We start from the raw sequence: 25,558 nt of genomic DNA on the forward strand, positions 1-25,558 counted from the left end.
CGATCTGGACATTCAGTTCCACTACTTCACAACCCAACTGAGCACTGTAAACCTGAATACAACGCCAGACTTCCTTGCCTACATTGTCTTTCAGTATTCTAAACCGGTACTTCGGCGTCCAAACAATATGGTATTGACACCGCCAGAACACATGCGATGCTTGTTGATATCTACTCATGTTAATTACCTCTTTTGACTCTGCGAAAAATCAAAACGGCAATTAGCATGGGTAGGTCTTTACAGGCAAAGCCTTTTGGATGATAACCACCTACTGAAGTAGGTGGTTTAGGGCCGAAAACAAAAGAGCGGCTTAACCTAGCCGCTCCACTTTATAGTGACCACTGCGTAAATCGTCCGCCAGCTCTTTTGAACGTTCCAGCACTGTCGCCCAATAATTCAGCCGTTGTGTATCTGTTAACTTATCGAAATCTTTGCGATCCGGAATTTTGCCGTAAGGCAAAGATTTCACCCAGGACTCTGACGGACAGAGCAGGATCATCTTATCCATCTGCGCCGCTTTAGCCCGGCGCCAGGGCAAGGATTTATCAAACCAGCCGGGGATCAGGTACGGATAAAAGTGTGGATATAAAATCAAGCCATCCTGTTGATAAGGCAGGGAAAGGTGGTAATCCAGCAAGCCTCCGTCCATATACAAACCTGCAGGTAAACCAGCTGGATCTTTCACCGGGTGCATCACCATAGGAATAGAACCTGAAGCCAATAAACTGGCTTTAAAATTATCAGGCGTCAGTGGATAAGCTTCGTGAGGCACCTGTTGCAGCAAGCTGGTATCAGAGTGGTTTTGCATCACCACTCTTTGATAGAAGCGTTGCAACAATGCGGGTTTAAGCAGATTCGCTCCGGCGGCTAACAATAAACGCCGAAGTTGCGCCGCTTTTCGTTCAGACGTTCTCACTTTCACTTCACGGGCTGCTATAAAATTCAGTTGCAGCACAGGGTTATTTAACACTTGCAGAATGCAGTCATCGGTAGGAAATACCTGATCCAACACAGCTGCTGAAGTCGAGGTAATCTGGTCAATGCTGGCTTTAGGCGGAAAACACAAACTGCTGTAGGCTTTGGCAAAACGTTCAGAGGCCGCTGCAGGGTTTTGCTGTGTGACACAAGCAAAACGCCAGGCTCCAGCTGAACTGCCCACTAAAGATAAAGGCGTGCTTCTATCTTTAAAAAACTCACCAAACAGATACTGATCTAAACCAAATAAACAAAACCATTTGGGGCCGCCGCTGGCTCCAAGCACCAGATTTATATCCTGCTGGCGCAGGCCATGTTGCTGCAAATGCTCAAAGGCTGTGGCTCCCGCCAGTACTCTTAATGTCGACACTGTCACTCAAATCGTTCCTTGCACTAAAACTTATAAAGATGCGGCGAATAATTGCTGATGCATACGCAGTGCATATTCATCTGTCATGCCTGATACATAATCGCAAATAACCCGCATTTGGCTCTGTTCGCTATCCGCCATAAGCCAGCGGTTTTTTGTATTAGCCGGTAATAAGCGTTCTGCTTCTGAACTGAAAGCTTCAAACAATGAACGCACAATTTGCTGACCTTTGTATTCACCTCGTTGCACATCGGGCGACAAAATCACGGCTTCATAGACAAAACTTTTTAACAGTTGCAGCAACTGCTGTTGTGGCTCCGGCAGCCTGGCATTGTAGCGGATTAACGGATCCTGGGTGTCCGGCAGTGGTTGATACAACTCAATGCTGGTGATCAATAAATTCACTAGCGCACCAATGGCATCTTTACGAATATGATGTTCGGGTATAAATAATTTTTGGCTGATATGCTTTAACGCGCTGGCTATCTCTGTGGGCAACTTCGCCATTTCTGGTTCAGCTAAACGACGCCAGTGTTCAATGGTGACAGTGCCCGTGACTATTGCATCTTCCAGGTCGTGCACACCGTAGGCGATATCGTCGGCCAGCTCCATAATAGAAGCGTCCAGTGATTTGTGCAGAGACTTTAAAAAAGGTGCTTTCGTCAGAGTTTCAGTAGCTTGAAAAGCACCGCGATCTGTTGCTGATAACGGGCTTAAGATCCAGTCGAGTAAGTCGCTGTCATCCTCATAAATAGCTTTGCAGGGTTTGACTGTTAAACCCTTGTTGAATTCACCCGGTGTTGGTTGCACTATCGGATATTTTAATAAACCCAATAAAGTGCGGCGGCTTAAATTCATGCCACCACTGGCGGTGTAGGGTTCCAGTTTTCCGACAATCCGCAAGGTCTGACCGTTGCCTTCAAAACCGCCAAAGTGTTGCATGCAGGCATTGAGAGCTTTTTCTCCACCATGACCAAAAGGCGGATGGCCTAAATCGTGCGCCAGACATAAGGCTTCCATCAGGCTGTCTTGCGCTAACAAAGCCCGCAGCGCCGGATCGTCCTGTTGGTAATTGAGTTGGGCTACTAAGGCCGTGCCTATTTGTGCAGCCTCTAAAGAGTGGGTCAGGCGGGTTCGGTAGAAGTCATTCTGGCCTATGCCCATAATTTGGGTTTTGGCCTGCAAGCGGCGAAAAGCAGCCGAATGCAGAATTCTGGCTCTGTCTCTTTGCCATGGCGTACGGTGATCGTTTGGTCTTTGACTATGTTCGGCAAGACGGCGTTCGGCCCACAGATGCTGCATACAAAATCCTTCTGGTTACTTACTTTATGCTACGGCAAAAGCAGAAAAGAGGCGATGCGTATTTTTTATAAATACCACTGGACAAATAAACAGTGGTTGCTGTATAAATGTTCAGTATCAAAAGCAGGAGGATTTATGGCCGTTATTATTAAATACATTGTTGAGCGCGCTGGAGTAGAAAAAATGACCTTTAGTTCAAAGCCCGAAGCAGACGCCTATGACCGGATGCTGGATATTGCTGACGAACTGTTTTTAATGCTGGGTCAAAGTGAATTGATCCCTGATGAACAACAACGCGAAGATCTGGCGCTGTATTTAGCTCAGCAAAAAGAGCTGGTGATCCAGACCTTGAATCAGAAAACCAAACACAATAAAACTCAGGTTACTGACAAAGAGCAAGTGAAAGACAAGGCAAAAGAGCAAAGTGCTGCACAAAACAGCAAAGCCGCCGTAGTGCTTGAAGAGGTAACCGAAGTTGCAGCTGATATGGCTGCTTAATTTAGCAGCAGAGCTTTGAAGTCTTCACTCAGCTGTACCTTTATTTTTTATTAGAACAGCTAATTTGTAAAACTGTTTATAAAGGGCATAACTATAAGCTAGTTATGCCTTTTTTATTGGGGGTAAATTAATTTAAGTGCATAATTAGCTGGTTTTTCAGCATTTTTAGCGGGTTTAGTTTGTTGCTATGAATACCAACTATGAAAGCCGGCTGAATACAGGTAATGAGCTTAAACTAATTTGCATTAAAAAATCTAATGTCAAAACCTAATTTATCTCGTTCGTCGTTTGATTAAATTTGCAGCATAATAACCATGTTTTCAGAAAAACACTTTCTCAAACTTAACGAGGTTGGCTATGAACAGTATCAATACCACAGTAGAAAAATCGAACGTTAGCACGACAGAGCGCAGCGTATCTTCTCTGCTGTTGGTGCGTCGCATCAATCAGTTTTTAACTCAGATTGGCCGCGCTTTAAGTTTGAGTGGCGCTGTATACACCAAATAATGGTGCTGAAGACTTGCCACAGGTTGTGCTGAGCTTGTGGTTGTAAAAAACGTAACCCCTTTAACGCGCTTAGATTGCTGCTAAGCGCGTTTTTTTTGCCTGCACAAAACACGCTGCTGGCTTTTTTTATGCACGATCTGCCTGCCATTTCTGCCTTCATTTAGTTGTCATCTGTAACTCTTAGGCTATTTTTATGAGGTCTCTGTTTGGAGCTCATATGCCGTCACATCTGAAAATGTGATTGAAGACATTGAATTTTTTCATTTGGCCTCTGGTCTGGAACAGGTAGACTAATGTTGAAGCATAAAACTAAATAGTGACAGAGTTCGTCTGATATCACTCATGTTCAGTACTAGTCTGGTCCGGTGTTTTGGATCAACACAATCTGGTCGTTATCGATAACCCGCGTGGATGTGCAGGTTCCAATTGCAGTGTTATCACCTTTTGATGGATTTATTCCATGTATACCAGCAACAATTGGAGAAAAAGATGGGAAACAACGAAAACAGCGCAGGCAAATGCCCTGTGATGCACGGTGCTTTAACCAAGTCAGCAGCTGGCGGTACTTCTAACCGCGACTGGTGGCCGAACCAACTGAATTTAAGTATTTTACATCAACACTCTTCCTTATCTGACCCTATGGATCAGCCGTTTAACTACGCACAAGCGTTTAAAAAGCTGGATCTGGCTGCAGTAAAACAAGATTTATATGCTCTGATGACTGACTCACAGGACTGGTGGCCTGCCGACTACGGTCATTACGGTCCGTTGTTTATTCGTATGGCCTGGCACAGCGCTGGTACTTACCGCACATCAGATGGCCGGGGCGGCGCATCTTCTGGCTCACAACGTTTTGCACCTTTAAACAGCTGGCCGGATAACGGTAACCTGGATAAAGCACGCCGCTTGTTATGGCCAATCAAACAAAAGTATGGCAATCAGTTGTCATGGGCCGATTTAATGATTTTGGCAGGTAACTGTGCGCTGGAATCTATGGGCTTTAAAACCTTTGGTTTTGCCGGTGGCCGTGAAGATATCTGGGCTCCGGAAGAAGATATTTACTGGGGTGTGGAAACCGAATGGCTGGGCGATAAACGGTATGAGGGTGACCGTGAATTGGAAAACCCATTAGCCGCGGTGCAAATGGGGCTTATTTATGTCAATCCTGAAGGCCCGAATGGCAATCCGGATCCAGTGGCTTCAGGCCGTGATATTCGTGAAACTTTTGCCCGTATGGCAATGGATGATGAAGAAACAGTAGCTTTAGTGGCTGGTGGTCATACTTTTGGTAAATGCCATGGCGCTGGTGATGCTTCTTTAGTAGGTGCTGAGCCTGAAGCTGCAGCTATGGAAGAAATGGGCCTGGGCTGGAAAAACGCTTTTGGTACTGGTAAAGGTGTGCATACCATTACCAGTGGCATTGAAGGCGCCTGGACTCCAACTCCTACCCAGTGGGATAACAGCTATTTCGATACCTTATTTGGTTACGACTGGAAACTGGTAAAAAGCCCGGCTGGCGCTCATCAATGGATCCCGACGGATGAGTCTGCCGCAACAGCAGTGCCTGATGCTCATGACCCATCCATACGTCATGCTCCAATGATGACGACTGCCGATCTGGCGCTGAAAATGGACCCGGCATATGAAGCTATTTCACGTCGTTTCCATCAGAATCCGCAAGAATTTGCTGATGTGTTCGCCCGGGCCTGGTTTAAGTTGACTCACCGCGATATGGGACCTTTGGCACGTTATTTAGGCCCTGAAGTACCGACTGAAGAACTGATTTGGCAAGATCCTGTGCCTGCTGTGAGCCATGAGTTGGTCAATTCTGCAGATATAGCTGCGCTGAAAAGCAAAATTCTATCTTCAGGCTTGTCTATTTCAGAACTGGTGTCAGTAGCCTGGGCTTCTGCTTCAACCTTCCGTGGTTCAGATAAACGAGGCGGTGCAAACGGTGCCCGTATTCGTTTGGCTCCACAAAAAGACTGGGCTGTAAATCAGCCTGCGCAGTTAAGTAAAGTATTAGCTGTGCTGGAGCAAATTCAGGCCTCTTTTAATAACCAGTCAGAAAGCCGTAAAGTTTCGCTGGCGGATTTGATTGTACTTGCAGGTGCAGCAGCTATAGAACAAGCCGCTAAAAATGCCGGTGTAGCTATCGACGTACCTTTTGCTCCGGGCCGTACTGATGCGACACAAGAGCAAACAGATGTTGAGTCTTTTGCTGTGATGGAGCCTGCAGCTGATGGTTTCCGTAACTATTTGAAAGGCCGTTATTCGGTCAAAGCTGAAGAGCTGTTACTGGATAAAGCTCAGTTGTTAACCTTAACTGCGCCGCAAATGACCGCTCTGATCGGTGGCCTTCGAGTGTTAAATATCAATGCCGATAAAACTCAACATGGTGTATTGACCAAACAAGCAGATACGCTGAGCACCGACTTTTTTGTCAATCTGCTGGATATGAATACCGTCTGGACTCCGGTCTCGCCAGAGGCTGAGTTGTTTGAAGGCAAAGATCGCAAAACTGGCGCTGCAAAATGGACAGCAACCAGGGTTGATCTGGTGTTTGGCTCTAACTCTCAGTTGCGTGCTTTGGCTGAAGTCTATGCTCAGCAGGATAACAAGCAGAAGTTTGTCCGTGACTTTGTTGCCGCATGGAACAAAGTCATGAACGCTGACCGCTTTGATTTAAAGTAAAAATCTGCTTTTTCAATCGGGTCTGAAACAAAGGCAGCGGTTTTCTAACCTCTGCCTTTTTACTTTTTTGAACTGAGGATTTTAGAAAAAGGGGTTGAACTGAAGAGGTTTTCCCCTTAGTTTGGACTGAATGCAAAAATGGATGAATACAGGATAAGAGATGGACTTTTTAGTGATTGACGCTGTCGCCGTTCAACCAGAATACTTTCGTATTTATGAAGAATTAATTGATATTGGGCTGTCACAGTCTGTATCAGATCTTGTGTTTGTGAAAAAACCGCACACCTTAAGTTATGCCTTTGAACAAGACGGCATATCGCTTGGCTACTATAAAATTTTGTCTACAAAAGCTGCTGCAACTCAGGGCGTTACGATTTTTACTTTGCATAAGCAATAGTTTAGGGAAGCGCAATGAGTTGAAACATTTAGCGCTCAAAGTAAGCAACATTAAAATTGCATAGCCATAGTGGCAGACAAAACTCATTAAAAATGGAGAATCAAATGCAGATTAATTTGAAAAAATGGATGTCAGTGGTTTTGCTTGGCTTTTCAGTCAGTTCTCAGGCTGGAGTTTATTCCGACGACTTATCTCGTTGTCTGGTGGAATCTTCAACAGAAAATGATAAGACTTTGCTGGTGAGATGGATGTTTACTTCGATGGCGTTGCACCCCGATGTAGCGTCCATGTCGAATGTAACTGAAGCGCAGCGTGATACTGTAAATAAAGCTGCAGCTGAAATGTTTGTACGTCTGATGACAGAAACCTGTGTGACACCAGCAAAAAAAGCCATTCAATACGAAGGTGCTGCTGCGGTAGAGCAGGGCTTTAATGCGTTTGGACAAGTTGCAGGTAAAGAATTATTTGCTAATCCCAATGTTGCGCAGGCTCTTGCTGGTTTGCATAAACACATTGATACAAAGAAATTAGAAACCGTACTGGGCTTGTAAAATGACAACACAGTTAGATGATTCGGATAATTTTGATCACTCTGCGCTGATCCAGCTACTAAAAACGCGCTTTGAAAAACACAAGAACCGCCATGCTGGTCACGATTGGGCCAAGGTTCAGGCCAGGCTGGAAGCTAATCCGGACAAACTCAAATCCCTTGCCCAAATGGAAGCGACAGGAGGCGAACCCGATGTAGTAGGGCTTGATGAGCAAAGCGGCGAGTTTATCTTTTTTGATTGCGCTGCAGAAAGCCCAAAAGGGCGCAGAAGCTTATGTTATGACCGCGAAGCTTTAGATTCCAGAAAAGAACATAAACCTGTCAGCAGCGCTATCGATATGGCTGCTGCTATGGGGATTGAACTACTGAGCGAAGATGAATACCGTTATTTACAGCAGTTTGGCCCTTTCGACTGCAAAACCTCCAGTTGGCTGGCAACGCCAGGGGATATCCGCGCTTTGGATGGCGCCATCTTTGGCGATTACCGATATGGCCGTGTATTTATCTACCACAATGGCGTTCAGTCTTATTATGCGGTGAGAGGATTCCGGGCTTCATTGCGCGTTTGAGAAAAGTGTTCGGATCCGGAATTAGCGTCCGAATACGGACGAAATTTAAGCTGTTTATCCTGTTTGTAGTCAACTAATTATTAAATTTCAATGGTTTATGTTTTGGAATGTAAATTGCTGCGATATCTGTGTATCTGCGCTGAAACGCATCACTGCATCAAATAAAACGAATTAGTAAAGGAAAACAGATTTATGAAAACAGCCTTACACTCTTGTGTTGTCATTTTTAGTTTGGCGGCTCTATGGCCCGCCGAGGCGAACAGCGATCTGCTTTTACCCACCCGTTTGATAAAAAATGAGTCGGCGTCTTTTTACACTAAACAAGATGTGTGCGACCACAGTAAAAAGACAGCACCAGACAAAAAAGCCGCTATGGTTATTGTGAAAACTCACTACTGCGACAAAAGCTCAAAAGTTTGTTTAAAAACAACGGCACTGGTTGCTGATCCGGCCAATCATTTTGTGCATGACAACTTCAGCGTCTACCAGTCCCGTTTTGAAAGCCAAAGGCGCGAGATTGTCAATTCAGGCGAAACCTCTATTCGTGACGAGTGGGAGAAAGACGACAGCGGTCCAGAGTATTACATTGTGGACGTTCAGAGCTGTAAGATTTTATTCCGGGATTATGCTTATTCTGTGTATCAGCAAGGCATGTACGAAGCCAACAGTGCTGGAACACATTTAAATTTTGAAGCCAACTACAGGGCAATGCGGCATCTGCTGCTTCAGGACGAGTCTGTGCGCAATATATTGGGCAACAAATACGAGCATCTGAACGAAACGCAAATTCGTGCTGAATTGGCGCGTTCTGAAGAAATTCGCCAACTGCATGCGCAAAAATCTCTTGCTGAGGTGTTAGATGCAGTGGATATTCAGGATATCGAAAGCGGGCTTCAGTACGAACAAAGCAAGTGATGTCCCGGAGAACAGAGATGCCAGCTTTTTGTTGCTGTTGTGCGCCACTGGTTTGCTGTTGAATAAGGGCATATGAAAAAAGGGTTGAGCAGCTTTGAATTTATTCTGACCAGCAGCATCAAAGGCAGGATCTGAGTTAACCCATTTTTTATAAGGAATCTAAGTGTCTGTTCTAAAAGTTGCTTTTTCAATCTTATCTTTAGCATCAGCGTCTTTTTGTAGTGCAGCAGAGCCAACAAAAACTGCTGACTGGCAAGCGACCTTCACTAAGTTTAATGCCAAAGGCACGCTGGTGATTTCGGATGAGCGGGCGAAACCCGCCAAACTGCTGGTATTTAATGCAGAGCGCGCCAAACAGCGCATGTCTCCGGCTTCTACTTTTAAAATCCCTCATAGCTTAATGGCGTTGGATGCCGGCGCTTTAAAAGATGAATTTCAAGTATTTCGTTGGGATGGAGTGGAACGTAGTTTCTCAGGCCATAATCAGGATCAAAACTTACGCTCAGCGATGCGCACTTCAGCGCTTTGGGTGTATGAGATATTCGCCAAACAAATTGGTGAGAAGCGGGCAGGCGAGTATCTGCAAAAAATAGATTATGGCAATGCCAATCCTTCCACAGACAAAGGCACCTACTGGGTAGATGGCAAGCTGGCGATTTCGGCAGAAGAACAAATAGCGTTTTTAAAAAAACTTTATCTGAATCAATTGCCTTTTGCTAAAGAACATCAGTTGCTCGTCAAAGATATGATGGTTAACGAAGCTGGTAAAGACTGGATCTTAAGAGCAAAAACTGGCTGGGAAGGGCGGTTTGGCTGGTGGGTAGGTTATGTGGAGTGGCCAACAGGGCCGGTGTTTTTTGCGCTGAATATAGACACGCCGGATCGAATGGCGGATCTTTATAAAAGAGAAGCCATAGTGCGGGACGTTTTGGTGTCTATGGGCGCCTTGCCAGCTGCAACTGCAACAAACTAACGGAGAGATCATGCATCCGGATATTTGTCTCTACAATCAGGCTCAGACCACTGAAGAACAATTGATTTGCCAGCTGTTGGCAGAGCAGATTGATGCGGCCTTGCCTGACGCTGAAAATAAAATCTGGCATGCACATCCGGTGTGGTTTTTAGACGGCAATCCGATAGTGGGTTATAGCAAACTCAAAGGTGGCATTCGGTTACTGTTTTGGAGTGGTCAGTCTTTTGATGAAGCTGAATTGAAGCCGGAAGGCAGCTTTAAAGCCGCTGAAAAACGTTACACCCACAGCAGTCAATTGAATACGGACGATCTACAGCGCTGGCTGGCAAAAGCCCGAGATATTCAGTGGGATTACAAAAACTTAGTGCGCCGTAAAGGCCAGCTGGAAAGGTTAAAATAAAAGCGTAGGGGCGGGTCTTGTACCCGCCCGTCTAAAATTACAATCCAATGCCAGACAGGGTTTATCCCCGCCCGTCTTACATCGCATTCCGATACCGCTGCGGGCGACCATAAAGGTCGCCCCTACGATAATTATGGCAACAAGCTGCTCCGTCAAGCCTGAATTGGATAGGCGTATTCAGTTAATCCTAAATCCGCCAATATCTTATCTAAGTGAGCATAAGCTTCTTTTGTTGGGCCAGGATAATCGCCGCCTATAGGCACATTGCCGATATAGCCTATGTCTTTTGTCCCCTCAGGCGTGCAGAAAAATGCAGCCAGAACTAAAGCGCGAAAGCGGCTGAACGCTGCGGCTATGCGCTTAAACTGGGTCGGAGTTTCGGCAGTATCAAAAGCTATGTCGTCCATAATGGCTTTTCTCTGGGTTTTATCCAGAGCAACAAAGGTCTTGTCAAAACGCATCTGAGCTTCATCGTCTATCCAGGCCAGAGCTGACAAAATAGTCACTCTGTCTTGTTGCTGACGCTCGTAAGGTGCGCTGACCCATTCATCCACCACAGCTGGCACATGCACTTCAGAAGCGCTGGGCACACTGCCTTCCCGCGGTACCAGAATATCCGACAGTACAGCCACTAAGCTCAGTTGCGCCTGAGTTAAAGTTAAAGGCCACGGCGATTCAGGTGGCAGAATTAAGTTTGGATCTTTGCCATAGCCTGTTGCTGTAACTGGGGATAACTTCAGTTTTGGCCAATGTTCAGTGCTGGCTTTTGCTGCACCTGTTCCCACATCCGTTTTGCTGACTGGCGCACTGTCGCAGCCTGTTAAAACTGCAGGTAACAAAGCGCTGGCTGCTAAGGCCATCATCAGTTTTAACGAATCGCGTCTTGTTATGCCGGATTTGTATTGCATCTCTTGCTGATCCACTGTGCTGTTGTTTTGATCTTTGGCCATCAGATCGCTCCTTGTTTTAGCTGAGCTGACAACCAGGATGAGTTGCGCATGGCCAGCGTCATAATGGTCAGGGTGCAGTTTTTGTGGGGGTTAGACGCAAAGACGCCACCATCCATCACAAAGAGATTAGGGCAGTCCCAGCTTTGGCCCCATTGATTGGTGACTGAGTCTTTTGGCGATGCGCCCATGCGGGTGGTGCCCACTTCATGAATAATTTCGCCACCTTTTAAAATGGCCTGCTCTGGAGTTGGCAATTCACTCAAAGTAACCCCCATTTCGGCAAAAATAGCTTTGGCGGTTTTCAGGCCATGTTCTACTTGTTTCAGTTCATGTTCTGACCATTTCCAATGAAAACGTGCAACAGGAATACCCCATTTGTCTTTCACTTCCGGGTCTATATCCATATAACAATGCTCGTTAGGTACCATTTCACCACGCAGGGCAAAACCAACATAAGCACCGTAATTCTGTTTCACCTGACGTTTTAACTCGATGCCATAACCTTGAAAGTTACCCGCCAGACCGGCACCTGGCTCGTTAAAGCGAGCACCAATTTCAAAGTGATAACCGCGGGGGAAATCCAGCTCTTTACGTTCCTGCGCTTTATGGCCCCACCAGGGTATAAATAAATGATTGGCGGTATGACCATCTTCGTTATAAATCGGGCGACCTTGCAGGGCCGGCACCATAGCGCCGATATTAGCACCGGTGGAGTCCATCAGGTTTTTGCCGACCTGGCCACTGGAGTTGGCCAGACCATTTGGAAAACGTGTTGATTTGGAATTTAACAACAAACGTGCTGATTCGCAGGCGCTTGCTGCCAGGATCACTACTTTGGCTTTGAGTTGGTGCACAGTAGCAGTTTTTTTATCCACATAACTGACACCTGTCACTTTGCCGTTTTCGTCGGTATCGACAGATTTCACCATCGCATCTGTGATCACCTGCAAATTGCCTGTAGCTCTGGCCATAGGAATAAGCGAAGTCGTAGTTTGAAAAGCGGCACCAATAGAGCAGCCATGACCACAAGGTGTGGCATAAAAACAAGCGGCTCTGCTATCCAGAGGCCGGGTTAATACGGCGCGATGCATAGGGGCCAGAGCAATACCTAACTTTTTGGCCGCAGCTGCAATTAAAAGCTCAGTAATACGTGGCTTAGGCGGCGGTTGTAATATGCCATCGGATGACGGTGGCATATCGTCCAACCCCGTATTAGTGCCACAAACGCCGACTAAAGCTTCGGTTTTATCGTACCAGGGCGCGATATCTTCATAGTCAAAAGGCCAGTCTGCCCCTAAACCATCACGGCTTTTACCTTTAAAGTCATGTTCACTAAAGCGTAAAGAATAGCGACCCCAGTGATTGGTGCGGCCACCTAACATACGGGCGCGCCACCATAAAAACTCAGAGTTTTCTGCTGCTGTATAAGGCTCGTCTGGCACCTGCCAGCCACCGTCTACTGTGGCGTCGTAAAAACCGAAGTCTTTATCTTTATTGCCCGCGCCCATCAAGGGAGCTTCACCGTTACGTTTAAACATAGGGGTTTCAGTTTTTGGGTCGTAATCCCGCCCAGCTTCGAGCATCAGCACTTTATGTCCTGCTTTAGTTAGCTCGAAAGCCGCCATGGAACCACCAGCGCCGGACCCAACCACCAGCACTTCAAAGTCAAAATCTTTCATTAGTTCAGCTCTTTTATTTTGATATTTTTGAACCAGACCTTATCGCCATGATCCTGTAAACCTATATGACCTGCTTTGGCTTTAGCAAAACCAGGCCAGCTGGCAAACTTGCTGTTCGCAACCAGGCTATTCCATTCATCGCTGCCTATGGTCACTTTTGCCGTTTGTACGTCGTTTTGCCAAACAGTTAAAGCGGAATTCTTCAAACGAATTTTAGTAGTGTTCCACTCACCGGCTTTTTTATGCGAAGCCACAGGGGAGGCAATCATGTCGTACAAGGAGCCGGAGAGGTGAGTGTCGAGTTTATTATCCGGGTGGCGTTCGTTATCCAGAATTTGAATTTCCGGCGCGTGGGAGTAGATGTATTTGCCTTTTTCATCAGCCAGAATAAGAATGCCGCTGTTGCCGACTTCTGCAACTTTCCAATCGAGTGTCAGCTCAAAGTTTTTGTAACTTTTTTTACTGATCAAGTCACCACCACCGCCAGCTGTCAGCGCGATAGAAGCATCTTCAATTTTCCACTTCTCGTTTACTGTGGGCTGTTTAAAGGTGCGCCACTGCGACATATCAGCACCATTAAACAACAACTGCCAGCCTTCTGCTTGTTCCTGTTCTGTAAGTTGATTGTCGGCGGCGAATGAGGGCAGGCTCATAGCAGAAATAGCAATAAATGCTGCTAAGGCTTTATTTTTTATAGATAAAATCAAGTTGTCACTCCTGTTGTCTGTTCAACGCTCTGCTGGCATTATTTTTTGATTCAGTTTGCTGTAATCGGTTTCATTGTTGCTCTATAAAAGCAATGATCTGCCATAGAAAGCAAGCTCTGTTTTTATTTTTTGAGTTGCAACTGCTAATGCATGCGCTGAGTTGAAGCTGTGCTTAGCAAGCAGAAAAAGTTGTCGCAAATATACAAGGCAAAAGCTGCAGCGAGTGTCAGACTTTGTAAAGTTGTTTTTAAGGAGAGTTCTGATGCCTAAGTTAATTCGTTTCATGCTGCCTGTGCTGGTGTGTCTGGCCTTTTCCGGTTGGGCCCAATCTGACTATAAAAAATTGCCTGACAATAAAAAATTGCCTGACAATAAAATGCTGCCTGACTATAAAACAGTGCAGTTGCAACAATTTAAAACCCTTCAGCCTTTTACATTAGCCAGTCTCGACCAAAACAAACCCACTTATATCAAGTTTTGGGCTAGTTGGTGCCAGCCTTGTATGGAGCAAATGCCGCATTTTGAAAAGCTATATCAAGACTATGGCRACAAAGTGAATTTTGTGGCGGTGAATATCAATATCAACGAAAAACGTCAGGAAATCAGCAAGCTGCAGCAGCGCTTTGGGCTCACTATRCCCATTTATCTGGATCAGCAAGGGCAGTTGGCGTTGGCCATGGGTTTAGTGGGCACACCTTATTCGGTGCTGTTAAACCCTAAAGGTGAAAAGCTGTACAGCTCCCATGAATCAGACTCTGCATTGGATGGATTTATCAGTCGATTGGCGCAAGGCCAGCAGTTGCCTGCAGAAACTGCCACATCGGATATGACTGCAGCAGCCCAACAAAAGCTGTTAGCCAATTATCAAACCGGTGAGCAGCTGGTGTTTTTTACCGCCACCTGGTGCGATTGGTATCTGGCTGAATCCAGACCTGAAATGGCAAAACAGTGTAAGGGTGCTCAGGCTGGTTTAAATCAACTGGCGGCTTTGTTGCCACAAAAAAATTGGAGTGGGGTGGTCAACCATTTATGGACAGACGACAAAGCTCTGGCTGAATTCAATACCTTGTATCAGATGAAAGTTCCCTTTCAGATCGACAGTTATGGTGTGTTATTTCAACACTTTAATGTTCGCAGTATTCCTGTGCTGCTGAAACTAAAAGATGGCAAAAAGGTGGCCGAGATCAGCGATTTTTCAAACCCGCAGCACGTAGTCAAGCAGCTGCAGTAAGATTTTTCGGGTTAATGAAGTGGCACTATTTCAGTGCCACTCTTATGTTGAGTATTTAGTGAAAGACAGAATCAAGAAACTTAATCATGTCATCCAAAGTGGGGGTGGCTAAGTCTTTAAAGCAGCCCTTGGTATAGTCGTTACAACCGCTATCGAGAAAACCGTGGCCTTTGCCTTGATAAATTTTGAACTCCACCTGCTGTCCTGCAGCTTTAAGCAAACTGACATAACCACTCGCAACTTCAGGTGTGGTCAGGTCATCTTCACTGCCGACCAGTACAAACTGAGGCGGTAGTTTGTAGCCCGCTTCTGGTAACAGATAAAGAGGCGATACAGCTTTGTAATACTGTTCATGGCTATCAACAGTAATACCAGCACCAAATAAGCCGCGTGGACTGGCGTTGCCCCATTTCCAGAACGGGTTTTGCGCAGTTTCAAAACCGCCTTTTGCGCTTTCGAGTAAATCAAAAGCGGTGTAACTTAGGATCACCGCCTGCACTTTGGCACCATCGGCAGCTGCCACTTGTTCAGCCGTTTTGCCTTTGGGCAGATAGCTTGGAGTGAACTTCTGGCTTTGTGGCGTAAAACCTTTTGAATCCAAAGAGCGGCCTGCCAGCATCACCATAGAAGCTAAATGACCACCAGCACTGTCGCCAGTCACAGCAATTTTAGCCGGGTCGCCGCCGTAGTTTTGAATATGATCTTTCACCCAAAGCACTGCACCCAACGCATCTTCCACTATCTCGTTGACTGTGGTGCTGTTGTTATTATCACCCAGCAGCCGGTAGTTCATATTGACCACCACCAGATCAGCGTTGCTTGCCATATACAAGGCCATATCGTTCATTATGCTTTTGTTATTCACCAGCCAGCCGCCGCCATGAAAAATCACCAGTACTGGCAAAGGCTTAGCCGCTTTTTGCGGGCTGTAGATATCAGTCGTCAGCGAAAAGTCTTTTACTTTAGCCCACTCAATATCTTGATGTAGTTTCACTTCATGCTGTGCCAAAACCTGCTGGCTAAAAAGTGAAGCAATAAAAAAGACGATATAAAAAACAGCAACTTGCCCCTTGCGCATAAAAACTCCTGTTTATATTGTCGGCGGTTTGCACCGCCAGTATTTGAATATTGGGTTAGGGTTTTATAGAAACACGATTTTATGGCTGATACCAAGGCAATTCGGCGCAACAGGCTTTTGTGCGAAAAAACGTTAAGCGGATAAATAAATTGTGAAAGGGCTTCGCCTAATTAGGCTGGGCGCTTGGATTGCGAAATAGTGCAAGGAGCACATTAAGCTAACTGAAATAAAAAAATACTGTAGGGGTCGGGCTTGCCCGACCCGCATCTCTATCTTAGAAAACGTGAATCTTAATGTAGGTAGCGTGCCAATTGCTGACTTTCGCTGCACATATGGACGAATACACAGTGTTATTTGCTTTATCAAAAAAACAGGCACGTTTTGACCAATTAAACAGGCACATTTATTTGTTGCTGAATAAAGAAAAAGACTCTAATTTAGAAACTTAAAGTGGTCCAGCTTAAAAATAACAGGCAAGAAAGAAGTAATACTATGCCAGCACGCTTTTGGCAGGATTGCGCGGTAGTTATTTAGAATTCATGTTTTTTATCAATAGATTAACGCAGGTCGGTTATCTGGTAAAACCAGAGAAAGCGTGCCGGCACAATATACAAATGTTAAATACCACATGGAGTTCAGATGTCACCGATAGCGACTACCCCGATACCACCTTACTATGCTGTCATTTTTACTTCACTGCGGACAGATGGTGATAATGGTTATGGTGATATGGCAACCAAAATGGTTCAGCTGGCATCTGAGCAACCGGGATTCATCGGTATCGAGTCTGCTAGGGAAGATGTAGGTATAACTGTTTCATATTGGCGAGATATTGAGTCTATCAAGCAATGGAAAGCAAATACTGAGCATTTAATAGCTCTGAAGTTAGGTCGCGAACAATGGTATACCAGTTTTAAAACAAGGATTGCCAAAGTTGAGCGAGACTATGGTATTTAACAAGGCCAGTCAGCAACGCTCCCGTTGGTCGCAGGACCTCAAACCCGCTGTGCGGTTTTTCGGCCGCTGCTGGCGGCGTTAGGTGCAAGGAGTAGCATTGAAACCTGAGATTTCTATAGAAAAAGTATGGTTCGATGATGATGTGATTGAATTAAAAATTTCAGTCTGTAACGGACGATCGCTATTCACTAACAAAGTTTATGTCGGGAATCATCAAATTTTAGAGTTAGTTAATGCACTTAATGCTTTTAGAACCCATTATTACGGTGGTTTAAAAGACATATTGCTGGGTACGTTTGGCCGTGAATACGCCAATGGTGCTTTTTCTGCGAGGCTTCACTTTCCTAAGCCGGGTGCTTTGTACATAGCAACTCATCAGCAATCTGAATACTTTGAGTTCAAGGGGCAGGAAGAGGCAAGCGAAGCGAAAATGTACTTAAAAACGGAGCCTGTGCTATTAGATGACTTTATTCAAGAGCTAAAGGGGTTAGGCAATGGTATTAATGATGCTGCAAAGCTCGTTTGCACCTAACAATCCGCGTCATTCAGGGCCGGCGGCCCTTGCGACGTTAGCGCGCATGCGCGGGGCGTTAGGTGCTATGAAGAATAAGATACCTCTTATCGTCTTTTGGGGCTTAGTTTTAAGTCTTTTTTTCTATTGGTTATCAACTCAGAATAAAATGGATACATTCACTCTGCAGTTGCAGGGAATGGAGCACCTAGGGATCAAAAGCGTAATTGTTAAAGGGCCAGATTTCACAACAGCCTTTTATTCTGTTCCTGAAAGCTGGGATTCAATTGAAGGGCTAAGAATTGATATAGATAGCCTTAGTCAAGAAGGAACAGCTGATTTAACAATTAATACACTGGATGGTGAGCTTCTAGCTCTCTCCGACATGCCTTTTAAGGTAGGTGAGACAAATTACATTACGGAACACAATAGCGAGTTACGGTATGTTAAAGCACATTGGTAGTCGCGACACGCACCTAACAAGCAAATCTTATCGCCAGCAAACAGCGCTGGCAGCGACGTCAACCCGCTGCGCGGATTTCCGCGCTAAATTTGGGCGTTATGAGTAAGGAGTGAAAGGCCTTCATTGAGATAATTGTATCGGCAATCATGGTGATGATCGTCGTCGAGGTAATATCGGCGCTTTTAGCTCCAGCAGTGGAAGTAGTAGCTCTTTTATTATTACTTTTCGCTGAGGCGGTATTTTGGTTGATTTTACTCGTGGTAGAACTAATCGTTGCCTTGGTCCGTTGGCGAAACCCCAAAATACCTAGCAAACCCCGATTTAACGGCCTGCGAAGCAAATTAAAGTCATCCTTAACTAATTGGCACAAAAAACGTGAAAACCAAAAATTGCACAAGTAAAACTCATAACAAGTTGCTGTTGTCGCGTTACACGCTGGGACTGCATACGCTGCGCTTCGGCAGCCCCAAAGCAAAGCTTTATAAATCAGGAGATATGTGTGCACGCCGAACCATGGAAAGGCCTTAAAGAACATCCAAGTCAGAACAGATTTTTAGCTAATCTTTCATACTCGTATGGATTGCTTACAATTCAAATAGAATACAGAAAGCTGGAAAGTTCTTATGTCGTTATGTTTAGAGCACCTACTTTGTTCAGGGTCATGGATGAAGGTGATCTTTTGAGATTTCAGAGCCAGTTTGAAGGGCCAGTATTTGCTAGCAGTTTCATATTTGAGTTGTTTGACACAGAGTTAATCAATTTTTGTTATGAAGAGAGAGATCGCTCAATGGACAAAGGGAAATATCGCCATTTTGCGGTTGTCTCAGACGATGATTTCGTTGACATAGTTACATACGATGATGAACCGACAATCACCGCGATTGATTTATAATAAGCCGTGTCATTTGCAGCCTGCGGCTGCGGCGACGCTCACAAGTTCGCGCGCATGCGCGGGGCGTTATGCCGCAAGGCAGGAGCAGCTACGTAAATCGAGGCGAAATCACAATCGCATCAGGATAAATTTTGGATGGAGTTGATCGATACACGAGGAGAAAAGATTGTGAGGAACATGATTATTGCCTTTATTGTAATTGTCCTTAGTGCCTGCACCATTGAGCAAGAACAAGAGAAGACAACACCAGAAGTCCGTTTTACACCGGGCACTACCATGGATTTCACATTTGACTCTAACGGTTTGACTTTATCCGGTATCTTCGACACTCCTGCCAAAAAAGTGAGCGAGGCGTTAATCATATTCGTACATGGCTACGGTGGGTCAGATATCCGTGGACGGAACTCTTATGCTGACCTGCGTCAGCGATTTAATGAGATCGGTATTGCCACAGCAGTCTGGGATAAACCCGGCCAGGGGCAAAGCGAAGGTGCGTTCGATATTAACCAATCCGTGTTTAGCAGTGCTGAGGAAGTACTGGATGCGGCGAGCTATCTTCGTCAGATCAACGCTCCTGGATCCGATCGAATCGGTATTTGGGGGATAAGCCGTGCCGGCTGGATCGCGCCCATTGCGTTGTCACAGGATTCAAATATCAATTTCTGGATATCGGTTAGCGGTACGACTGCAGAAGACAATTTTTCTTATTTACTGTTGTCAAATTTACCTCATGAAGGTGACACTGTTGAGCAAGCTGAAAAGTTGGCGGAAGAATGGCGCGCTGGATGTAATATCTTTCGCACTGGCGGGAGCTATGATCTTTATCAGAGCGCCACTCAACAGCTACGCGCGAATGAGTACATCAAGCAAATGCGCGGCAAATGGCAAAGCCGCGCACAGTATGAAGCGCAACAACTAGGCTGCAATGCCGGCACCTGTGCGAATATCGATGACGACATGTGCTCCTACGTCTTTATCAAGAACTTTGAAGCTATGCTATCTTCTCTGGAAGTCGACACGTTAGCGATATTCGGTGAGCGGGATTTGAATGTTGATTGGCGAAAGACCTCCAAACTTTACCAAACCACCATCGGGCAGAACCCGAAAGCTTCGCTGTTAATCGCGTCATTTGAAGATGCTGATCATAACCTCCATGTTTCTGAGACTGGAAGCATTCGCGAAATGCAGAATATGAACAGTCCTCTAAAGAGTGACGGATATTACGATGTGCAACTAAAATGGCTTTTAGAAACCGTTTTGGAAAGCCGTTCGTCCAATTGATATCGTTAGGGTGTTCTGAGGTGGTCGGGCTGGATGCTGATATCGCTTGAACGGAGTGTCAGAAGCCTGGCGCATAACAAGGCCGCGTAACGGCGGTGTTATGTGTAGATAGCAAAAACTAAGCGGGAAATGGAATGGAAGATGAATTAAATAGCATCAGGAAAGAATTGATAAGGACCCAAATCATTGGTGCACCTGGCATGATATTGATTGGACTTGGTTTGTATGGCGCCTTTGGTGCAAAGGGCAATGCTTTTCACCCGTTTCTCAATGATCTAAACAACTGCTATACCATTCTTGCAATTGGCGGTGCTATAGCGGTATGGGAAGCCATAAAAGTAGCGAAGCTTACCAAAAGACAATCAAAACTAAACAAGCAGCAAAACACATAACTAGCCGCAGCAAGAGTTCCCGTCGTGTCTGCCCCAGTGCGGGGGGAAATGCCCAATCCTGCTAAAGAGATAATGACTTGAGAGAACAACTTAGAAAAAAAATCATTGAAGTTTGTGATCAGAAAATGGATAAGAAGGGAGCTGATGTGGGCCTATCCTTTTATGCGTTTTTTAAAAACAAAAACGATCAGCCCGAGGTTCTTATGGAAGCTGCCACATGGTGGATTGAAGTTCATAAATTAGATCATTTTGAAAAAGCTAGTAAAATCAAACGTATGGTGCTATCTGGTGTTTAGCTATGCCAGTCAGGCACTGCCAGGTGATAACTTTTAATCACGTTGAGTTCAGGCCTTTTCGGTTTATGTTGCCCCGTTTAAGTTGGATACAAAATGAAAACTTTTAGTCTGTTTGCCTCGCTCTACTTATTATCCGCGTGCGTCTGGGCACAAACTTCAGCTATTGATATCCATGCCGCAGTTGATACTCAACTGCGCACTAATGAACAAAAACATGGAATTCCCGCGCAGGCCGTGCTTGTGCTGCACAACAGCGATATTCTGTATCGCAATGCCACTGGCACTACAGCGATCGATGGCAGCACATTGGTCACGCCGAAGACGGTTTTCCCTGTCTATTCAGTCAGCAAACTATTCGCCATGACCCTCGTTATGCAATTACAGCAGGAAGGAAAGCTGGATATTTCTGCTCCAGCCTCCCGTTATGTCGACAATCTGCCGCAGTCCTGGCGTAACATCCGTATCGATCAGTTTCTAAACCATGTCTCGGGCGTGCCTGAATATTTCGACAGTAATGATTTTTCGCGGCCGTTTCCACCCAGCCTGGAAGCCGTTTTTATGAACTTAAAAGATGTGCCTGTATCTGCACCAGGCGAGCGAACGCGCTACACCAATACCAACAACCTGGTGATAGCGGCTGTCCTTGAGTCTGTTACGCGGACGCCATACCGCACACTGGTGCGCCAGCGCATTATTGAAGCGCTTGACCTTCAGGAGACCTGGCTTAAGCTCGCCGATGTGCCCAAGGCTCGCCTTGTTGAAAGCTACAGGGCGAAGGAGGGCAAGCATGTGCCTGATCTGACGATCGCCTGGCCGGATTACAGCATCGCGCACGGAGGTGCTTACATGACTTTGGACGATGCAGGCAAATTTATGTCCGCCGTAGCGCAAGGTCTTCTTGTTTCAAAGGCGGAGCTAAAGCGTCTCTGGCAGCCTTATCAGTTCGCTAACGGTGATGTTGGCTTTTTTGCAGCCGGTTGGGACTATGGTATATCAGGTCGCTGGCACCAGGTTGGCCACGACGGTGGTACCAAGGTACGGGTGCGCATCCTGTTCGATAAGGATCTCAATGATCATTACATTGTCGTCTATCTGACGAACGGCAATAAAGATGGTGTCTGGTCGAGCACGCTCGTCGATTCGGTCCAGACGCTGATAGTGCCTAAATAGCGGTGCCATGACAAAGTTGAGACCCCACCATTGAGTTCAATCGAACTGGCGTCATTAGGGGCGAGCTTCGCCGGGCAAGGCCCATGGCCGCGTCGCTTAGCAAGCAACTTTTGGGCAGGCCTCAATATGATGTGCCACTATGCAAGACCTGACACTGAGGGGTTCTTTTTTGCAGCAAAGTGGGCTACCTGACCCATGCTGTTACATTGTCAAAACATCCTTTACAAAGTCTGGAGCAGTGCGGTAGCTGCGAGGACCATAATTCAGGTGGCTTCCTTCAGCAGTCCAGCCTCCCAATACACCGCCAATATTCTGCTCCCCCAAATCCATGGTTTTTTCATATGTGTAATAAGAGAAGGTTGCACCTTGTTTTTTCATCAAAACAAAATAGCAGTTTGGGAAATCATAGGGTTCAGGAAATGTGATCAGAACGGCATCATGTTCAGCCAGCTCTGTAACCACTATGTTGTTGGCGTATTCTGGGTTGATAACTTCGGAGGCCACTTCCATAAACCTTGTGACATCGCCATTTTTCAAATCTGAAAAAAATGCACCATCAGACTCGTAAAGCCATTGAGCGATGAGTTTGTGTTGAAAAAAATAAATACTTTTTGAAATCTGCGGTTCGTTTTGATTGGTTTGATTTGGAGCCGATGCTTTTGTACTTTGTTGTGTCGCGCATCCTGAAACACACAGAATCAGGCCAAATACAACTGACGCCAGCAAACCTTTCTGAGATACTTTCATATAGTTGCCTTTTATCCTTCACTTTAAGCAGTCTTTTTAAAACTGATGCGCAGCTTGCGGCATTGAACAATAGAAATCGTTAATTTTTTAGCAAATTTTAGTTTAAATAACATGTACTTCGATGTGGTTTCTATCGATTATGGTTAGTCGTCTTATGAACGTCAATTTACCAAAGCACCATCCTGAATCGGTAGCGGAGCAGTTGCAGGATAAAACCTAGTCCCCGCCATCCTTTTTCTTCTCCGGCGCTGGCAGGGTAGTTTTTTGTTTTACTTCTTCGGTTAACTCTTTTAGTAGTTCATCAGCCGGGGCTCGGGTTTCGTCTACTTTTTTATTGGCTTTATCTTTGGCCCACTGTTTAGCTTCTTTTTCTAAAGTGGCTTTGTCTTTGATGGTGTTGAAAGGTTTCTTTTGATTGGCGTCGGCACGGGCTTTGGCCTCTTCAGCGTATTTTTTCGCTGCTTTTAATTCTTCTGCTGATTTGCCGGTAAATTGCTTAAACATATCTTCTTCAGTCAGCATGGCTTCTTGTTTCATTTCGGTAAAACGTTGTTTTGGCTGACTTAATAGATCGGCTTTGCCTTCTTCCACTTTTTGTCTGATTTCTTCCAGCGGATCCATGGCTTTTTGCTTCAGGTTTTCTTCCAGCGCATTTTGCACTGAACCGCCTGCTAAACCTGTTTCAACAAAACCAGTTTGTTCTTCTGACAAACCTAAACCCTGGCCTATTTTGCCAGCAGCTGCGGCAACAGCTTTTTGTTTTAATTTTTCCGGGCTGGTGTAGTCGACCAGCTCTTTTGGCCAGCTGGGTATAACTTTTCCTGCAGCACCTTCAACAACCTGATGGAAAATCTCGGTTTTTCCGCCAGACACTAACAAAATAGCCATTTGGTTGTGATCAGAGTTCCAGACAAAACCTGCTTTTTCGGCCAGATGAGGCAAAGGCGAGTGTTCTGATACCACAAAAAACAATGGGCCTTGTTGCTGTATGGCTGTGGCTGTGTTTAATAAAGTGACTGCGGTGCGGTAATTACTTTCCCCCATTAATGCCACCATAGGGTCGCGGATCAGCGGGTTTTCAAACAGGTTTACATCCAGCGGGTTAAAGCCAACCAAAGGGCGCATTAATTCACCAAGAAGCTGGGCCTGCGAGGTCATTAATAAGGCTGGTGCGATACAACCTGTTAATAACACACTACACAGCATCACTTTGATTTTTGACCACAACTTCATTACAGGCTCCGCACCCAACAACCAGATTGGTTAATTAATGTGCGCAGGCTAACAGAAATGGGCTGTTAAACATAGATAGCTGACTGGCAGCTGAACAAAAATAGTTTATAGCCACTGTACTTGAAGCCGCAGCTTTGTTGACTGCACGATTTCGGCCAACATAGATGTAGAGAGATAGACGGGCGACCCTAAAGGTCGCCCCTAGGTTTTAGTCCTACCGCAGTATCAACCAGCCTGAGTTTATAAACTTTGAGCGTATTGAAATAATGCCTTGAGGATATTCATTTTTTTCACATCATCACCGGCCTCATGAGCCAGATTTTCCAGCGCTAAACCAAATTCTTCAAAAGTTAAATTAGGTTTATCCAGGCCATGCGTTAGTTTGTCGCTGCGATACCTTTGCCAGCGTTGTTGCTCCTGATCGGTCAGGCTTTGTGGGTAGTTGCGGGCGCGGTATAAAAACAGCAATTGATTTAATCTGTCTTCACTAAAAAGCACTGGGTTGGAGGCCAGTTGGTCGGCGCTCATCAAATGCAGCTGTTCCATCCGTTGTTTATCTTCGTTGGAGACAAAGCCGTTATAGAGCTGATAATCCGGATTGGTTTCCACGCTGTAGTCTGTCGGCAGTTGATACAGCTCCATCACCTTGGGCTGAATAGCAGAGCGGTTTTGCCGTAACCAGTCCAGATGCTTCAGGCAGGCGGCTCTGTCTATGCCCAAATCGGCGGCACGTTGCTCTGATAAGGTTTTAGCAGGGGACAACACAGGGCACTTATTGATATGAATCAGCTTTAAGCCAAGCCGCTGTTGGTCTTCATCTAAATCAGCGGTTTTGGTATACAAAAGTTGCTGCAAGCAAGCTAAATCCAGCTCCAGCAAAGGTTTAGGGTCGGCTTGCAGGTTGTAGCAAATCACGGCGTTTTTATTGCTTGGATGCGGCGCTAAAGGCACTATCCAGCTCACACAACCCTGAATAGCAGGGAAGCGGCCCGACACATGCACCAGAGGCGTTAAATTCACCAAATCAAACAACTTACTCACTTCAGTTTTTTTGCGTAAATCCAGCAGGTACTGAAACAACTTCGGCTGTTTTTCTTTCACCAGTTTGGCAATGGCGATAGTGGCGTACACATCAGACAAAGCGTCGTGTGCGCGTTGATGCGATAAGCCATTGGCTTTGGTTAAATCTTCTAATTTAAAGCTTGGGCTGCCATCGGCTTTTTCCGGCCAGACAATACCTTCAGGGCGCAGCGCATAACAAGCACGTACTATGTCGATTAAATCCCATCTGCTGTTGCCATGTTGCCATTCGCGGCCGTAAGGCTCGTAAAAGTTACGGTACAGGCTGTAACGCGTGACTTCATCATCAAAACGTAAGCTGTTGTACCCAAGCACACAAGTATTCGGCTGGCTGAAACGCTCTAAAATACGGCGGCAGAATTCGGTTTCAGGTAAACCTTTTTGATTACACTGCTGTGGCGTCAGGCCAGTGATCAACGCTGCTACCGGATGAGGCAAATAATCGTTCGCCAACTGGCAATACCACATATCGGGTTCGCCAATGGGGTTTAAATCTAAATCGGTGCGAATACCACCAAACTGGGCCGGACGGTCTTTTTTTGGATCCGCACCCCAGGTTTCATAGTCATAAAAATAAAAGCTGGGCTCTGGTGTAGCCTGCAATGTCGATGATTGGCTCAAAACAGTGGCATCCATAAATGCGAAAACAAAGAGCGGGCAGTGTAGCACTGGTAGCGAAAGGCGTCGATTGGGTTGCTATGTTGAGAGCAAAATCAGATTAATCCGATGGGCTTAACAGAC

The 25,558-nt window shown here is 45.7% G+C and carries 28 protein-coding genes; 18 read left to right on the forward strand and 10 right to left on the reverse strand.

Annotated features, from left to right (window positions below):
- The 3 genes from P3C17_RS15775 to P3C17_RS15785 all read right to left on the reverse strand — a co-directional run.
- The coding region (locus P3C17_RS15775; protein WP_300929847.1) for a transposase at positions 1-178 on the reverse strand (178 nt) is incomplete at its 3' end.
- A gap of 132 nt (positions 179-310) precedes the next feature.
- On the reverse strand, positions 311-1,351 hold the full coding sequence (locus P3C17_RS15780) for a patatin-like phospholipase family protein (RefSeq protein WP_300930333.1): 1,041 nt from the start codon (positions 1,349-1,351) through the stop codon (positions 311-313).
- Positions 1,352-1,375: 24 nt separating this feature from the next.
- A complete protein-coding gene (locus P3C17_RS15785; protein WP_300930334.1) occupies positions 1,376-2,647 on the reverse strand; it encodes an anti-phage deoxyguanosine triphosphatase in 1,272 nt (423 codons plus the stop codon).
- 135 nt (positions 2,648-2,782) lie between these two features.
- Between P3C17_RS15785 and P3C17_RS21260 the strand changes: the two genes are divergently transcribed.
- The 9 genes from P3C17_RS21260 (at position 2,783) to P3C17_RS15830 (ending at position 10,150) form a co-directional block, all read left to right on the forward strand.
- Positions 2,783-3,145 (forward strand): YebG family protein, encoded by a 363-nt coding sequence (locus P3C17_RS21260; RefSeq protein WP_346015672.1) that lies wholly within the window; start codon positions 2,783-2,785, stop codon positions 3,143-3,145.
- 357 nt (positions 3,146-3,502) lie between these two features.
- Positions 3,503-3,652, forward strand: a complete 150-nt coding sequence (locus P3C17_RS15795; RefSeq protein WP_186435240.1) for a hypothetical protein — start codon at positions 3,503-3,505, stop codon at positions 3,650-3,652.
- 489 nt (positions 3,653-4,141) lie between these two features.
- Positions 4,142-6,346, forward strand: coding sequence for a catalase/peroxidase HPI (gene katG / locus P3C17_RS15800; protein WP_300930335.1), 2,205 nt, complete (start codon positions 4,142-4,144; stop codon positions 6,344-6,346).
- Between the two features lie 160 nt (positions 6,347-6,506).
- On the forward strand, positions 6,507-6,743 hold the full coding sequence (locus P3C17_RS15805; RefSeq protein ID WP_300930336.1) for a hypothetical protein: 237 nt from the start codon (positions 6,507-6,509) through the stop codon (positions 6,741-6,743).
- Positions 6,744-6,847: 104 nt separating this feature from the next.
- Positions 6,848-7,294: a hypothetical protein gene (locus tag P3C17_RS15810; RefSeq protein ID WP_300930337.1), complete on the forward strand. Its 447-nt coding sequence runs from the start codon at positions 6,848-6,850 to the stop codon at positions 7,292-7,294.
- A gap of 1 nt (position 7,295) precedes the next feature.
- On the forward strand, positions 7,296-7,862 hold the full coding sequence (locus tag P3C17_RS15815; protein WP_300930338.1) for a DUF4256 domain-containing protein: 567 nt from the start codon (positions 7,296-7,298) through the stop codon (positions 7,860-7,862).
- 192 nt (positions 7,863-8,054) lie between these two features.
- Positions 8,055-8,777: a hypothetical protein gene (locus P3C17_RS15820; RefSeq protein WP_300930339.1), complete on the forward strand. Its 723-nt coding sequence runs from the start codon at positions 8,055-8,057 to the stop codon at positions 8,775-8,777.
- A 163-nt stretch (positions 8,778-8,940) separates the two neighbouring features.
- Positions 8,941-9,750, forward strand: a complete 810-nt coding sequence (gene blaOXA / locus P3C17_RS15825; protein ID WP_300930340.1) for a class D beta-lactamase — start codon at positions 8,941-8,943, stop codon at positions 9,748-9,750.
- 10 nt (positions 9,751-9,760) lie between these two features.
- A complete protein-coding gene (locus P3C17_RS15830; protein ID WP_300930341.1) occupies positions 9,761-10,150 on the forward strand; it encodes a DUF1801 domain-containing protein in 390 nt (129 codons plus the stop codon).
- Between the two features lie 152 nt (positions 10,151-10,302).
- Here P3C17_RS15830 and P3C17_RS15835 read toward each other — a convergent pair whose 3' ends face one another.
- From P3C17_RS15835 to P3C17_RS15845, 3 genes are read right to left on the reverse strand one after another with little or no spacing between them, the layout of a single operon-like run.
- A complete protein-coding gene (locus tag P3C17_RS15835) occupies positions 10,303-11,100 on the reverse strand; it encodes a gluconate 2-dehydrogenase subunit 3 family protein (protein ID WP_300930342.1) in 798 nt (265 codons plus the stop codon).
- Positions 11,100-12,779: a GMC family oxidoreductase gene (locus P3C17_RS15840; protein WP_300930343.1), complete on the reverse strand. Its 1,680-nt coding sequence runs from the start codon at positions 12,777-12,779 to the stop codon at positions 11,100-11,102. The genes P3C17_RS15835 and P3C17_RS15840 overlap by 1 nt, the downstream gene beginning before the upstream one ends.
- Positions 12,779-13,486 (reverse strand): DUF1080 domain-containing protein, encoded by a 708-nt coding sequence (locus P3C17_RS15845; RefSeq protein ID WP_300930344.1) that lies wholly within the window; start codon positions 13,484-13,486, stop codon positions 12,779-12,781. The genes P3C17_RS15840 and P3C17_RS15845 overlap by 1 nt, the downstream gene beginning before the upstream one ends.
- 262 nt (positions 13,487-13,748) lie before the next feature.
- Between P3C17_RS15845 and P3C17_RS15850 the strand changes: the two genes are divergently transcribed.
- The gene (locus P3C17_RS15850; protein WP_300930345.1) at positions 13,749-14,717 is read left to right on the forward strand and encodes a redoxin family protein; all 969 of its coding nucleotides are present in this window, start codon (positions 13,749-13,751) and stop codon (positions 14,715-14,717) included.
- Between the two features lie 55 nt (positions 14,718-14,772).
- Here P3C17_RS15850 and P3C17_RS15855 read toward each other — a convergent pair whose 3' ends face one another.
- Positions 14,773-15,795 (reverse strand): alpha/beta hydrolase, encoded by a 1,023-nt coding sequence (locus tag P3C17_RS15855; protein WP_300930346.1) that lies wholly within the window; start codon positions 15,793-15,795, stop codon positions 14,773-14,775.
- A gap of 639 nt (positions 15,796-16,434) precedes the next feature.
- On the opposite strand from P3C17_RS15855, the gene P3C17_RS15860 reads away from it, so the two are divergent.
- From P3C17_RS15860 to P3C17_RS15895, 8 genes are all read left to right on the forward strand, one after another.
- Positions 16,435-16,752: an antibiotic biosynthesis monooxygenase gene (locus P3C17_RS15860; protein ID WP_300930347.1), complete on the forward strand. Its 318-nt coding sequence runs from the start codon at positions 16,435-16,437 to the stop codon at positions 16,750-16,752.
- Between the two features lie 97 nt (positions 16,753-16,849).
- Positions 16,850-17,284 (forward strand): hypothetical protein, encoded by a 435-nt coding sequence (locus tag P3C17_RS15865; RefSeq protein ID WP_300930348.1) that lies wholly within the window; start codon positions 16,850-16,852, stop codon positions 17,282-17,284.
- Complete coding sequence (locus P3C17_RS15870) at positions 17,247-17,726, forward strand: hypothetical protein (RefSeq protein ID WP_300930349.1); 480 nt, start codon at positions 17,247-17,249, stop codon at positions 17,724-17,726. Before P3C17_RS15865 ends, P3C17_RS15870 begins: the two co-directional genes overlap by 38 nt.
- 499 nt (positions 17,727-18,225) lie before the next feature.
- The gene (locus tag P3C17_RS15875; RefSeq protein ID WP_300930350.1) at positions 18,226-18,618 is read left to right on the forward strand and encodes a hypothetical protein; all 393 of its coding nucleotides are present in this window, start codon (positions 18,226-18,228) and stop codon (positions 18,616-18,618) included.
- Between the two features lie 135 nt (positions 18,619-18,753).
- Positions 18,754-19,899 carry an alpha/beta hydrolase gene (locus P3C17_RS15880; protein ID WP_300930351.1) on the forward strand — a complete coding sequence of 382 codons (1,146 nt, stop codon included), beginning with the start codon at positions 18,754-18,756 and terminating at the stop codon, positions 19,897-19,899.
- A 134-nt stretch (positions 19,900-20,033) separates the two neighbouring features.
- Positions 20,034-20,291, forward strand: a complete 258-nt coding sequence (locus tag P3C17_RS15885) for a hypothetical protein (RefSeq protein WP_300930352.1) — start codon at positions 20,034-20,036, stop codon at positions 20,289-20,291.
- A 77-nt stretch (positions 20,292-20,368) separates the two neighbouring features.
- Positions 20,369-20,587: a DUF6500 family protein gene (locus P3C17_RS15890; protein WP_300930353.1), complete on the forward strand. Its 219-nt coding sequence runs from the start codon at positions 20,369-20,371 to the stop codon at positions 20,585-20,587.
- A 93-nt stretch (positions 20,588-20,680) separates the two neighbouring features.
- Entirely contained in the window at positions 20,681-21,757 is a 1,077-nt protein-coding gene (locus P3C17_RS15895; RefSeq protein WP_300930354.1) for a serine hydrolase domain-containing protein, read from the forward strand.
- Between the two features lie 201 nt (positions 21,758-21,958).
- Here P3C17_RS15895 and P3C17_RS15900 read toward each other — a convergent pair whose 3' ends face one another.
- From P3C17_RS15900 to sbcB, 3 genes are all read right to left on the reverse strand, one after another.
- Positions 21,959-22,504 (reverse strand): hypothetical protein, encoded by a 546-nt coding sequence (locus P3C17_RS15900; RefSeq protein ID WP_300930355.1) that lies wholly within the window; start codon positions 22,502-22,504, stop codon positions 21,959-21,961.
- A 216-nt stretch (positions 22,505-22,720) separates the two neighbouring features.
- On the reverse strand, positions 22,721-23,737 hold the full coding sequence (locus P3C17_RS15905) for a hypothetical protein (protein WP_300930356.1): 1,017 nt from the start codon (positions 23,735-23,737) through the stop codon (positions 22,721-22,723).
- A gap of 240 nt (positions 23,738-23,977) precedes the next feature.
- The gene (gene sbcB / locus P3C17_RS15910; protein WP_300930357.1) at positions 23,978-25,438 is read right to left on the reverse strand and encodes an exodeoxyribonuclease I; all 1,461 of its coding nucleotides are present in this window, start codon (positions 25,436-25,438) and stop codon (positions 23,978-23,980) included.
- Positions 25,439-25,558 lie beyond the last annotated feature (120 nt).

This window comes from Rheinheimera sp. 1928-s (genome assembly GCF_029269265.1).
Taxonomy (GTDB): Bacteria; Pseudomonadota; Gammaproteobacteria; order Enterobacterales; family Alteromonadaceae; genus Pararheinheimera.